Here is a 12912-nt window from a genome sequence, read left to right as displayed (position 1 = left end):
TTGGTTCAAGATAAAATTCAAAGCCTACTAACAAAGCACCAAGTTTTTTATCTATTAGGTGGAATAATCTATTAATTAAGTTTGTAGGGCTTTAAAAAACATGGTTTCATCAAACATTGAACAACCTCAAGTTAATGAACTAGTTGTAAACAAACAGCGATCTCCAATTTGGTTACTTCTTTGGCCCCTGGCAATTATACCTAGAATGTATAATTTAGCTGGGGTCTTTGTCGATGGACAGGTTTTTTTATGTGGCTCAGACCCTTATTTACACCTAAGAAGAATACTAGCTACTTTTACTAATTTTCCTCATGTTCCAGATAAAGATTTATACCTAAATTATCCTTCAGGGCTGTTTGTTCATTGGCCTTATCTATTCGATATATTGATAACAGCTATAATTTATGTTTTAACGTTTGGACAAGCTGACAGTTGGCTAATAATGGCTATTGGGGCATTGCTTCCACCAATAATAGGTGGACTGTTGCCACTAATAATTTACTTAATTGGCAAAGAAATAGCGGATCAATTTACAGCCTTTTTAGCAGCAATACTTAGTGCTTTGATTCCTTTAACAATTCATTATTCGCAAATAGGTAATCTTGACCATCATTTCCTTGCGCCTATTTTTCAGGCTGCTTTCTGGCTAACTTACTTAAAAGCTAGCAATTCCCAAGAAAAACCTCTCTTTTGGCAAATTTCATCAAGCTTAATGGTGTTTTTAGGCTCTACGTGGACAACAGAATTGCAACTGGTAGCAGCAATGCATGTTGTGTATGTGGCAGTTGCTTATCTATTAGCAACTAGTGAAAGACGGCAGGTAATTTTACAAACTACTTTAGTAATATTTTTAACTAACACAATAATATTTTTACCATTTATTTTTACTAACTATTTTGAGCCTAATGGAGTTAGTCCGCTTCTTGCTTGTAGTTGGTTAGGTTGTTTAGCTCTTACAATTTTTTTAGCTTCAATTGCAACTTGGCAAAAAAAACTTTCATTATCTATAACTTTAGTTATTCTAACAATTGCTGCTTTTTCAAGCTTAAAATTTAATTTTAGTTTAATTAATGAATTTTTCTTAGAAATAACATCTACTCAAGGTGACAATGTTCTAGCAACATCTATTAGGGAAAACCGCTCGCTCCTATCAGACAGTTTTAGCAGTTTATTATTTTGGCATTCAGGCTTTCTTTTTTAACACCAATAACAATATTTTTACTAGCAAAACGACGTAAGGAATCAGCCCTTTTAATTGGAACAAGTTTACTAATTATGGTAACGCTTACCTTGCTTCATATGCGTTTTGGAGTTTTGTTAGCAGTGCCTTTTGTTTTAGGTAGTGCTATTTTAGCTAAAGAAGCTTTGTTATTTGCTAAAAATTATTTGCCTAAACAAAGACTTGGAGAAATATTAACTACCTTAGCTATTATATTAATGATATTGCCTTCAGTAACAGGACTAAATTATTCTAGTTCAATGGTAGTTATAGCAAACCGTAATTTTTTCTCTTTGTATGAGAGTTTTATTTGGTTAAAAAATTATAGTCATCCAATAAATTCAACCCAGCCTAGCTATGGAGTGCTAGCTAATGAATGGAGCATAGGACATTGGCTAGTTTATTTTGCTGAACGGCCTACGGTTTCATCACCTTTACTTTTTGAGACTGCCGTTTATGATTCAGCAAAGATTTTTGTCCAACCTCCCAAAACAGCTATAAAATCAATTAAAGAGCGAAAACTAAAATATATTTTTGTTACTCCTGATGATTTTGCTTATCTATTAAAAATAGCTGGCAATGAAATCCCTGCATCAAACCAAGATATAATTGGTAATTTATTTTACGATAGTATTTATGGGCAGCTATTGCTCTATAATTCAAAAGAAACTAGAGCTACGTTATCAGATGTAAGTAATTTTAGATTAGTTTATAAAACGGATGAAACTACAACTATTTATGGTGTTGAAGTGCCTAGTTGCCAAATATTTGAAGTTGTTGAAGGTGTTAATATAAGAGGAAAAGCTAAGGCTGATAGTTTAATTACAATTAGCACAGAATTAAAAACTAATAACAATCGTCGTATTCCTTATAGTATTAGCACTAGAACAGATGCTGAAGGTAATTTTAGTTTAGTTGTTCCCTATGCTACAGAACAAAATAGCAGAACAAGAGTTTTTGCAAATCCTTATATACTAAAATCAGATGAAGCTATAGCTAGTGTTAGAGTATCCAATCAACAAATAAATGATGGTGAAAAAGTTACTGTAAATCTCTTAAAAGAAGTAAATTAGTCAAAAAGTTATTTATTTTTCCCTAAAGTAATAATAATGATGAAAATTATCGCTATATAACTGATTACTCCAATCTTTATCAGCAGCAATCTTAAATAAATGCTTAGGCATTTCATTTGCACTATAAAATGTTTTATCTAATTTTATTTCCTTATAACTTAAGACTCGCTTAGAGTTAGCTTTTACCGCATTGCCAGTAACAGGATCATAAACATGCCATCGATCTTGATAAAATACTTCTACAACTGTATGAGAAATAGATAAAGATTTTTCATCTATTAAATCTATAAGCCTAGTTTTATAGTTCCCTGCTTCAGCAATTGTCATCATTGCTAAAGCTAAATTCCCACAATATTGACTTCCTCTCTCAAGTATTTGTTTTGGAGATGACTTAGTAAAATAAATTGACTCATTATTATCTGTCTCAGGTAAAAGCAATTTACTATTAACATAGTGGCAAATATTGCTTATTTTTTCTTCATCTGTTTTTGCTTGAGCAGTTAATTTGTCAAAGATCTCCTGGTAATAAGCTTGATTTTGTTTATCAAATGTAAGCAGGCTTATATTTTTAAGTAATTCTACATCAGCTATATTAAAAGTTTTTTCAAATTCAATTGTACCTAGTTCTAAAACTCCTGCTTTAGGGTAATTTTTTGGTGCTGGAATTGTTATTTGTCTACTTTGATAATCATTAAGCGTAATTAGTAAAGTATAGTTTCTATGTGGATGCCATTTAACAAAAGGTAAAGAAAAATCCCCTGTTTCATTGGTCATTGCTGCCCAACCAGAATCAGAGTTAAGCAATTCTATTTCTACACCATTTATTTCTTGATTATTTTTTATAATTTTTCCAGCAAGCTTTAAGTTTTGTGGTTTAATTCCTCGCCAAATCCAAAGTTCCAAAAATAGTTTATTAGCAGCCTTACTTATTGATTGACTACATTGAGCAGACCAAGGTAGTCCAGGAAAGAGCAATAAGACAGATAGGACTAGAAATAAGCTTAGGACAATGCTAAATCTTTTTAGCCATTCTTTCATAAATTTTACCTATTTAAAGCTATATTGATTGAGGTGTTAGACTCCGCAAATAAAACATCGTCTGTTTGGTAGCTTTGATGAATACCTGAACTATAGAGTCCTGGCATCCATTGCATAATATATTCTGTCATATCAGGTTTTAATTGATTAAAGGCTTCTGCTTTGATTAATTCAGGGGACAATCTTAACTGCTTATAACTAGCGACCTCTCCAAAATCATTAAGAAAAAAAACTCCATAAGTAGGGTCATATAAATGCCAACCTCCATCATAAAAAACTTCTACAGCAACATGAGTGTGTGCATAATCTGGTGTGTCGCTAGTGTGGATTGTTCGACTTGGATAACCGCCTGCTGCCATAACTGCGGCCATTGCTAAAGCAAGATTGCTACAATGTGGCGCACCTCGTTCAATAATTTCTCGTGCAGAATAAAAACTCCAAGCATCTTCTTTAGGATTATATCTAGTGCTAATGTAATTACTTATAAGGTCAGATTTTTCATGGTCATTTTTAGCATTTTTTGTTTGCTCATCAAAAATGTTTTTATAAAACTGGTAGTTTTCACGCTCAAATCTTAAATAGCGAATAGGAAGTTCTTTTTTGCTTATTTCAATTCCTTGTTCAAAAGAAAGTTCTCCTAAATCAATAATTAATGAATTTGGACATTCATCAGGCATTCTTAAATGAAAAATTCGTGATTGATCTAAGTTACTGCTAACAATAAGTGTGTAAGTTGCTGATGGATACCAAGTAAGGTGAGGTAGAGAAAAATTTCCTTCACTGTCACTACTAACACCATAGCCAGAGGTCGTTTCTATTGCAGAAATGGAAGCACCTTTTATGGTTTCACTAAAAGCACCTTTGCCTTTTAATTTTCCTTGCAAAGTTACTGGTTGTGGAACTGCACCTTGCAAAGATGCTAGCTGGATAGAGCTTTTATTTAATATTCGCTTAGTTGTATACCTATAGTGTGTTGAAGTAAGCAATCCAACTGCTAGCAAAATTAAAATAATACTTGCAAATCCTATTAGTAAATGTTTAACCCTAATTTTCATAATTATTTAGCTAAAGCCCAAGAAAGTAAAAATCAAATCGTATGGTTAAACAATAAACTACTTAGGAAGGTTCATTTGTTATAGTTTCAATAATCTTTCTTTTAATGACCGAGATTGCAGTCGGCTAACTTTAATTTGTTGGTTGTTATTAAGTGTTACTGTGTAGGTGCCGCCTGGCATTTGATGAATACGGCTAATCATATCAATATTTACTAAAGCACCTCGACCTAGACGAACAAATTTTGCAGGATCTAGCCTTAGCTCTAAATCCTTAAGTCTATGGTTAATACAGTAATTTTCATTTCGATTAGTAGTAATTTGTAAAAGCTCTCCATCAGCAATAATTGAAGCTATTTGATTTACAGGAACAATAATTATTTCATCCTTTTGGCGTACAGGTATTCGATCAATTCTAGGTTGCTGACTAACTGTTTCATAATCTTTGATAGCTTCCTCTAAATTATTTGTTTCCTCTGCTCGTAAATCTGCCCGGTCAAGTCGCTCTTGTGCGCGGTTTATAGTTTCACGTAGCCGCACACGAGCCACTGGTTTTAATAAATAATCAATAGCATTAATTTCAAAAGCTTGAACAGCATATTCATCATAAGCTGTAACAAAAGCAATTAGCGGCATTTGATTTTTTTTAAGTGATTTAACTACTGATAAACCATCTAGCTCTGGCATCTGCAAATCTAGTAGTACAAGGTCAGGTTGCTCTTGTTCTATAAGTTCCAAGGCTTGTCTACCATTTGAAGCCTCACCAACAATTTTTACATCTTCAAAGGCATTTAGCATTGATATTAAAAATAATCTAGCTGGTCGTTCATCTTCTGCTACTAATACTCGTAACGTTGACATAGTTTTTAACCTTTAGCCGTTTTTAGCTCGCTATTAATATTTGTTTGTGCAATAAGCGGTAAACTAACAGTTATAGCTGTACCCTTGTTTAACTCACTTTTAATTTTTAAAATTGCCTCATCTGCATAATGACATTTTAGCCGTCGCTCAATGTTGACTAAACCTACACCCTTTTTTCGTCCTCGTGCCAAATCAAATTCACTAACACCTTGACCTGTATCTTGAACAATAATTTTTATTTGTTCAGCTTTTTTTTCATCAAAACATTTTTCAACTGTGATCGCTATTTCTCCACCATCTTTAGCAGGTGTAATTCCATGTTTAATTGCATTTTCTACTAATGGTTGTATTAGTAAAGAAGGAATACGAATATTATTTAAGCCCTCTTCAACATTGATTTTAACTTGTAAGCGTTCTTCAAAACGTGTTTTTTCAATATCCAAATAAGCTTTAATTAGCTCTATTTCCTCACCAACGCTTGCAAATTCACCCGCCGAACGACGCAAAACACCACGAAGCAACCCTGTTAAACGCATCAAAGTTTCAAAAGCCTTATCTGGTGCAGTTTGAATTAAATAGCCAAGAGTCGTTAGTGCATTAAACAAAAAATGTGGATTAAGTTGCGCCCTTAAAGCACGTAGTTCAGCTTCTGTTGCTAGCTTGCTAATTTCTTGCTCACGTAAACTAATTTTGCAACGATCATGAGCAACTCTAACAACATCAATTCGCCTAGCAACCATTAAAACAACAGCCTCCAACATTTCCAAATCATCAGACAAAAGCCGTCGTCCACCTATTAATTCACCTATCACCAAATAGTATTGAGGCATTTCCGTAGTAGGAAATAACATAGTCAAAGTATGGTTTCCTAATGAAGCATCTTCTAAAAAAAAACTTACTTGTTTAGCACTTAAAACAGGTGTTAATACCTTACAAATATATGAAAGAATTTCTTCTGGCGTTTCATAACCTGCAATTGTTCTGGCTATTTCTATTCTTAAATTATCGTAATCGGCCCGCTTTAGAATAATTGTATCAACAAACCAAACAACCATTTGACGTAGTTTAGGATAAAACAAAGCTGTAGCAACCCACAAACCTAACAGTAAGCTAATAGTTAAAGGTTCGGCTTCTTTGCTATTACCAAAAACTAGTAGAGGCGAAACAGCCATATAAGCACTAAAGACAATTACTACTAATAAAACTAAAGAAATAGTACGTTTTAAGAAAATATCTGCAAAAGCAAAACGATAATCTTGATAAAGAATAGCTATGACTAGGGGAAGTGAAGCATGATGGCCGATCATTTCTAGCCACCAAGGGTAACTTTCTGCGTCATGGTGGCTTAAATGCAAAGCTGAAACAGAAAACACGGCTAAACCTATGATCCAAAAGGCTCTTTGCCAACCAGGTTGTTTATGGGTTAAAAAAATCAAAGCTATGGCTAAGCTACCAAATCCAAAAGTTAAAATATGTAATGCAATATGTGATGGGGTAGATTCATTAATAAAAGTTACATAAAAGTGCATTAATCCTGCAATAGCACTTAAGCAATAAGCAGTAAATGTAATAAATTTTCTAGCTAACTTTTGATTTGTTTCTAAATTACTAAGTAATATTAGGTGAACAACAACAGCAGGTAAAAATCCTAATGTAGTAAACGATGCTGCAATTAACCAAGGAAAAGTATTATCTATGCCTAGATCAGGAAGCCCATAAATAGCAACTGCTCCTATATTCCAAGAAAATCCAAGGATTGCTGTTAGAAGCAGTAATTTATTATTAGATAAATTAGCTAAGGTTTGTTTTCTCTTTACCCTAAAATTTAGCGTTCCAAATACCATTACTAAAAGCATTGCATAAAGAGTTGCTCCTGTAACAAAACCTAGTAGATTAATTAATATAGCAACAGATTTTGCATTCATTTTTTATTAAACCTATTTAGCTTAGAACTAGTTTTAAATAAGATTTCTGCCTTAAAACCTTGACAAGAGTCAAGCTGTCTCGTTATATTTCTCGCTTGTCTAAAATAAAGAGTTCAATCAAAGTAGCTATTTGTTAAACAGAGACAAAAGTTATTTTTAATTTATTAAATATAGCAAAGAAGGAGTTTTCTTTAGTAATGCCAAATCATAAGTCTGCGGAAAAACGAGATCGTCAAACTAAACGTCGTACATTAGTAAACCGTCGTAATCGTAGCCAAATGCGTACAGAGCTAAAAAAATTACGTGCTGCCATAGGAGCAGGTAACAAAGCAGAAGCTACACAATTACTACCAAAAATAGTTTCTGTTTTAGATAAAGCAGTTAAAAAAGGTGTTCTTCACGACAATGCAGCATCTCGTTATAAATCTCGCCTAACAATTAGAGTTAATACTATGACTCAAAAGGCTGCCTAACCTATAGGGTAATAAATTAATTATTCAGCTTTTGTTACTCTGTTAGTTTCCAAATAAATAAGTTTCAAAAAAGACAGTAAAAGTTTTGCTGTCTTTTTGTTTTCTTAGAGCAAATTTATGAAGAAATATGTCTTTGCTAAAAGTAAAACTAAACATCTCTTATCTATTAATTTAATTATATTAATTTCAACACTACTAATTTTTTTTGTACAAAATACTAAAGCTCAAGAAAAGCTTATTGAAAAAATTCCAACTAAATTTATTGAAAATGGTAAAGCCATTAGTTTAGAAATAGTAGTTTTTCGTCCTCTAGGAAAAGGGCCATTTCCTACAGTAGTTTTTAATCATGGTTCAACTGGAAGAGGTGATAATCCACAAATTTTTACTAAAACTTATACAAATAAAGCAATTGTTGATTTTTTTTGTGAAAAAGGTTGGCTAGTGGTATTTCCTCAACGACGCGGGAGAGGAAATTCTGATGGGCTTTATGATGAAGGATTTGAAAAAGATCGCTCACAATATTCTTGTTCTCCAGATTTGTCGCTAGCAGGTGTTGAACGCGCCTTAGCCGATATTGATCAAGTTGTTGATTATTTAAAAGCTTACAAAGATGTAGACAAAAATAAAATGATAATTGCTGGTCAATCTCGCGGTGGTATTCTTTCAATTGCCTATGCTGGCACAAGACCAAATATCTTTAAAGGAGCTATTAATTTTGTTGGTGGCTGGATGTCTGACCAATGCCCTAATTCAGAAGCAATTAATACTGTTACATTTAAGCGTGGAGCGGCTTTTAAAGAACCTACACTTTGGCTTTATGGTAAGAATGATCCATTTTATAGCACTAAACATAGTCGTAAAAATTTTGATGAATTTATAAAAGCTGGAGGTAGAGGAAAATTTCTTACTTACTCTTTAGATAAAAATCTAAATGGGCATTTAGTAATTGAAAATCCAAATCTTTGGTATAAAGATATTGAAATCTTTATAAAAGAATTATCATTAAATAAATAAGTTATTTTAGTTATAGTTAAAAATCAAATCTGCTGTTAAGTCTGTCTCTCTGCCTTGATGAGATTACCCTTGTGATGTATATTGGACATTGCTTTTCAATTAATTAAGATCATTAAGAAAATGTTATGCGATTAGTCATAATTTCTAAAGTCGCAAATAAAACAAAAACTACCATACTCTTTTAGGAGGTTGTAACAATGGGCGACAACGATACTAGCTCCAAACTTAGTTATTTTTTAGTCGGTGCTGGAGTGGGAGCAGTTATAGCTTTACTTTTTGCCCCTAAAGCTGGGCGTGAACTACGTGAAGATATTTCTGGAGCAACTAAGCGTGGTATAGACTACGCTAATACTAGTGCTAAAACTATTAGTCAAAAAGCTTCCACTGTTTATAGTAGCAGTAGAGAAAAAGCAAATGAGCTTTATGGATTAAGCAAAGAAAAAACTTCTGGTTTAGTAGAAGCTGGTCGTAGCGTTATTTCTGATCAAAAGCATCGTGTTGCTGCTGCTATTGAAGCTGGCAAACGTGCTTATCAGGAAAAAAAGGCTGCCGCAGCCGCTGAAGCAGAAGCCAATGCAGCTTTAGTTGAATCATCAGAAGAAAGCTAAACTGAAAAATTAAACCTGGTGGGGTTACGGCGGTGAATTATTTAGAGTTAATACTAATTACTACTATTGCAATGTTTACTGTTGTACTGCTAGTTGCAGTATTTAAGCTATATGTTGTGTCTAAACAACTAATGGCACAAGCAACATTAATGCAAGCAAAAGTAGAAGAAAACTTAAAACGCCTACAATCTCGCACAGAGCCACTTTTAGAAGATGCTCGTCAAAAACTACAACTTTTGCAAACAGAAGGTAAACCAATACTAGAGGAAACTCATAAATTAATTATTGCTGCACGTCCAGCAATGGAACAAATAAATGAGTTGTTAGTATTAGCTAAGCCTATTTTGGCAGAAGCTTATGTAGCTACCCAATTAGCTAAAGAGACAGCGCAATTAACTAAAGAAGCAGCCAAAACTATCAAAGTTGAATCTGAAAGCTGTTTAGCAGCAATTAAAACTACAACTCAAGAACTAGCTCAATTAACTAAAGAAGAAGCTGAAGAAATGCGTGTTTTGGTTGGTAGTATAAGAGAGCGTACAGACCTACAAGTTCAACGTGTAGACAAAATGGTGACACGCACAACTGATAGATTAGACCAAACAGCAGAAATGGTTCAAACTGGAGTTCTTAAACCAATTCATGAAATTTCTGCTGTACTTTCTGCTGTACAGACATTTTTAGGGGTTCTGTTTGCTCAAGAGCGCAAACAAATTGATGAAGCATATCAAGACGAAGAAATGTTCATTTAATCGCGGGCCAATGGTGGGCCAGCACTAAAGCACCTGATAACGCTTGTCGTTAGTTCAGGTGCTTTTCTATTTTCTATGAAAATAAAGTGAGGATTTAAGAAATGTCAACACAAGCTCCAAGTGACTTAAAATCAACTGTAAATTTACCTGATAATAATTTTCCACAAAAAGGAAATCTAGTACAGGCTGAACCGGCCCGTCTAGCAAAATGGAAAGAGATAGACCTTTATAAAAAATTGCGTGAGTCTCGCGCAGGTAGAACAATTTTTAACCTACACGATGGCCCACCCTATGCTAATGGCAAGATTCATATGGGAACGGCTCTTAATAAGTTGCTAAAAGATTTTGTTGTAAAATCTCGCGCTATGATGGGCTATGACACACCTTATATTCCTGGTTATGATTGTCACGGACTACCAATAGAAAAAAAGGTAGAAGAAGAACTTGAAAAAGCAGGTCTAAAGAAACAAGACCTTTCAGCTTTAGAAATTCGCAAACGTTGCCGTGCTTTTGCTGATCGTCATATTGCTGATATGAATCAAGATTTTTCCCGCCTAGGTGTACTTGGTGAGTGGGAAGATACTTATCAAACTATGAGTCATCAATATGAAGCTGACACCTTAAGAGCTTTGGCTAATTTTATTCGCCAAGGTAGCGTTTACCGAGGATTTAAGCCTGTTCATTGGTGTATCAATTGTAAAACTGCACTGGCCGAAGCGGAAGTCCAACGTAGTAAACATGTTAGCCCATCAGTTTATGTAAAGTTCCCTCTAAAAAGTGACCCTGCAAGCATTGATGAAGCTTTAGCAGGCAAAAAAGTTAATGTCATTATTTGGACAACTACCCCTTGGACACTACCCGCCAATTTAGGAGTCTCTTTTAATGCTAATTTTGACTATAGTGCAGTTGAAATTGACTTGGAAGTTTATATTGTTGCTAGCGAGATGTTAAAAGGTGTAAGTGAAAAGCTAGGATGGAACGAACCAACGGTTTTAGCCCAATTTAAGGGAACAAAACTAGATAAACTGGTTGCACATCATCCATTTATTAACCGAGAATCTCTATTTATGCTTGGCGATCACGTCACTTTGGAAGCTGGTACAGGCTGCGTCCATACTGCACCAGGACACGGACATGATGACTATGTAATTGGTAAACATTATGGATTGGAAGTTTATTGCCCTGTTGATGATCGAGGTAAATTTAAGGCTGATGTAGAAAAATTTGCTGATAAGCAAGTTTTTGCTGCCAATAAAGAAATTGTCCAGTTATTAAAAGAATTAAATGTTTTACTTAAGCATGAAGATTATGAACATGAATATCCGCATTGCTGGCGATGTAATAAACCTGTAATCTTTCGTGCTACTCCACAATGGTTTATATCTATGGATAAAACCAATTTACGCGCACGTGCATTAAAAACAATTAGAGAAATTAATTGGAAGCCAGCCTGGAACGATGACCGAATGCACAATATGTTTGTAGATCGTGTTGATTGGTGTATTTCTCGTCAACGTACTTGGGGAGCGCCAATTGCAGCAATGTATTGTTTAGATTGTGAGCAAGAAATAATCTCAGCAGATTTACTTGACCACATTGCAACAATTTTTGAAAAAGAGACAGCCGACGCTTGGTATTCACGGCCAATAGAAGAAATGCTTCCAGCAGATACAAAATGCCCTAAGTGTCAAAGCACTAAGTTTAAGAAAGAGATGGACATTTTAGACGTTTGGCTAGATTCAGGCGTTAGCTGGATGGTGATGAGCCGACGCGGTTTTCCAATCCCTGTAGACCTTTATTTAGAAGGCTCTGACCAATATCGAGGCTGGTTTAATAGCTCTTTAGTTTGTTGTTTGGAGATGCAAAACTCCTCACCTTATAAAACCTGTATTACACACGGTTATGTTTTAGATAAAAACTTTGACAAAATGTCTAAATCTAAAGGTAATGTGCTAGAACCAGGGAAAATAATGCAGCAACATGGGGCTGATATTCTTAGACTTTGGGCCGCAAGTATTGATTATACAGAAGATATGAGTATTTCTGATGAGATACTTAAACGCATCTCAGAAAGCTACCGCAAAATTAGAAATACTGCTAAATATGCTTTAGGAAATTTAGCTAATTTTTCTCCTAGCACCGATACAGTAGCCTTTAGCGATATGCTAGAGATCGATAAATGGGCGGTCTCAGCAACTCAGCAGTTAATTAAAAAAGTTCGTCAAGCTTATGATAGCTATGATTTTCCTATGTTTGCTATAGAGAATTACTAAGTTTTTGTTCTATAGAGCTATCCACACTTTATTTTGATATTTTGAAAGATAGACTTTATACATATCCCCCAAAATCTTTTGAGCGTCGTTCTGCTCAATCGGCTATCTATATAGTTATCAAAACTTTAGCTTTACTTTCTGCTCCATTAATTGCTTTTACCGCTGATGAAATTTGGGATTTTCTTCCAGAAACTTCAGCAAAAAGCGCGTCCATTCACCTATCAGAGTTTCCTAGCTATGATGAAGCATTAGTAGACAAAGAATTATTAGCTAAATGGGAAAAACTTTTTGCTGTGCGAGATCAAGTTAAAAAAGCTTTAGAATCTGGTGGTTTTGGTGGTGGTTCATCCTTAAAAGCAAAGGTTTCATTACACGCTAAAGGTGACGATTTAGCCTTTTTACAAGCTTATCAGTCACAACTGCATTTTATTTTTATTACTTCACAAGCAGAAGTAATAGCAGATGAATCTGTAGAAGACCTACAAGTTAAAGTAGAAGCAGCCAGCGGTCAAAAATGTGAACGTTGTTGGCATTTTACCGAGACTGTAGGAACAGATTCCCATTATCCAACTGTATGTGGTCGTTGTGCTAGTAATATTCTTGCAGGTTGGTCTAATTAAAAATTTT

At 34.4% G+C, this 12912-nt stretch carries 10 protein-coding genes and 1 pseudogene; 7 read left to right on the top strand and 4 right to left on the bottom strand.

The genetic code is table 11. The annotated features are described in order from the left end of the window. Positions 1-100: 100 nt before the first annotated feature. Both IPK14_20140 and IPK14_20135 read left to right on the top strand, forming a co-directional pair. A complete protein-coding gene (locus IPK14_20140) occupies positions 101-1201 on the top strand; it encodes a hypothetical protein (GenBank protein ID MBK7995597.1) in 1101 nt (366 codons plus the stop codon). Further along, positions 1177-2292 carry a hypothetical protein gene (locus IPK14_20135; protein MBK7995596.1) on the top strand — a complete coding sequence of 372 codons (1116 nt, stop codon included), beginning with the start codon at positions 1177-1179 and terminating at the stop codon, positions 2290-2292. The genes IPK14_20140 and IPK14_20135 overlap by 25 nt, the downstream gene beginning before the upstream one ends. 12 nt (positions 2293-2304) lie before the next feature. Here the strand turns inward: IPK14_20135 and IPK14_20130 are convergent, their stop codons facing one another. The 4 genes from IPK14_20130 to IPK14_20115 form a co-directional block, all read right to left on the bottom strand. Continuing rightward, positions 2305-3330: a hypothetical protein gene (locus IPK14_20130; protein MBK7995595.1), complete on the bottom strand. Its 1026-nt coding sequence runs from the start codon at positions 3328-3330 to the stop codon at positions 2305-2307. A 5-nt stretch (positions 3331-3335) separates the two neighbouring features. Beyond that, complete coding sequence (locus tag IPK14_20125) at positions 3336-4385, bottom strand: hypothetical protein (GenBank protein MBK7995594.1); 1050 nt, start codon at positions 4383-4385, stop codon at positions 3336-3338. Positions 4386-4463: 78 nt separating this feature from the next. Further along, entirely contained in the window at positions 4464-5243 is a 780-nt protein-coding gene (locus IPK14_20120; protein ID MBK7995593.1) for a response regulator transcription factor, read from the bottom strand. 5 nt (positions 5244-5248) lie between these two features. Next, positions 5249-7168, bottom strand: a complete 1920-nt coding sequence (locus IPK14_20115) for a histidine kinase (protein ID MBK7995592.1) — start codon at positions 7166-7168, stop codon at positions 5249-5251. Between the two features lie 197 nt (positions 7169-7365). On the opposite strand from IPK14_20115, the gene rpsT reads away from it, so the two are divergent. The 5 genes and pseudogenes from rpsT to ileS all read left to right on the top strand — a co-directional run bounded on the left by rpsT (position 7366) and on the right by ileS (position 12905). Further along, positions 7366-7641, top strand: a complete 276-nt coding sequence (gene rpsT / locus IPK14_20110) for a 30S ribosomal protein S20 (GenBank protein ID MBK7995591.1) — start codon at positions 7366-7368, stop codon at positions 7639-7641. Positions 7642-7758: 117 nt separating this feature from the next. Beyond that, positions 7759-8655, top strand: coding sequence for an alpha/beta hydrolase (locus IPK14_20105; protein ID MBK7995590.1), 897 nt, complete (start codon positions 7759-7761; stop codon positions 8653-8655). Positions 8656-8852: 197 nt separating this feature from the next. Then, positions 8853-9263, top strand: coding sequence for a YtxH domain-containing protein (locus IPK14_20100; GenBank protein ID MBK7995589.1), 411 nt, complete (start codon positions 8853-8855; stop codon positions 9261-9263). A gap of 32 nt (positions 9264-9295) precedes the next feature. Next, complete coding sequence (locus IPK14_20095) at positions 9296-10012, top strand: hypothetical protein (GenBank protein ID MBK7995588.1); 717 nt, start codon at positions 9296-9298, stop codon at positions 10010-10012. A gap of 101 nt (positions 10013-10113) precedes the next feature. Then, positions 10114-12905 (top strand): annotated as a pseudogene (gene ileS, locus IPK14_20090) (isoleucine--tRNA ligase). Positions 12906-12912 lie beyond the last annotated feature (7 nt).

It is taken from the genome of Blastocatellia bacterium (genome assembly GCA_016713405.1).
Classification (GTDB): domain Bacteria; phylum Acidobacteriota; class Blastocatellia; order Chloracidobacteriales; family JADJPF01; genus JADJPF01.
This window is presented reverse-complemented; position numbering and strand designations above follow the sequence as displayed.

Bases quoted from the DNA above. Each gene is read 5' to 3' on its own strand.
- IPK14_20140 (MBK7995597.1), top strand. From the start codon at position 101: ATGGTTTCATCAAACATTGAACAACCTCAAGTTAATGAACTAGTTGTA.
- IPK14_20130 (MBK7995595.1), bottom strand. From the start codon at position 3,330: ATGAAAGAATGGCTAAAAAGATTTAGCATTGTCCTAAGCTTATTTCTA.
- IPK14_20125 (MBK7995594.1), bottom strand. From the start codon at position 4,385: ATGAAAATTAGGGTTAAACATTTACTAATAGGATTTGCAAGTATTATT.
- IPK14_20120 (MBK7995593.1), bottom strand. From the start codon at position 5,243: ATGTCAACGTTACGAGTATTAGTAGCAGAAGATGAACGACCAGCTAGA.
- IPK14_20115 (MBK7995592.1), bottom strand. From the start codon at position 7,168: ATGAATGCAAAATCTGTTGCTATATTAATTAATCTACTAGGTTTTGTT.
- rpsT (MBK7995591.1), top strand. From the start codon at position 7,366: ATGCCAAATCATAAGTCTGCGGAAAAACGAGATCGTCAAACTAAACGT.
- IPK14_20105 (MBK7995590.1), top strand. From the start codon at position 7,759: ATGAAGAAATATGTCTTTGCTAAAAGTAAAACTAAACATCTCTTATCT.
- IPK14_20100 (MBK7995589.1), top strand. From the start codon at position 8,853: ATGGGCGACAACGATACTAGCTCCAAACTTAGTTATTTTTTAGTCGGT.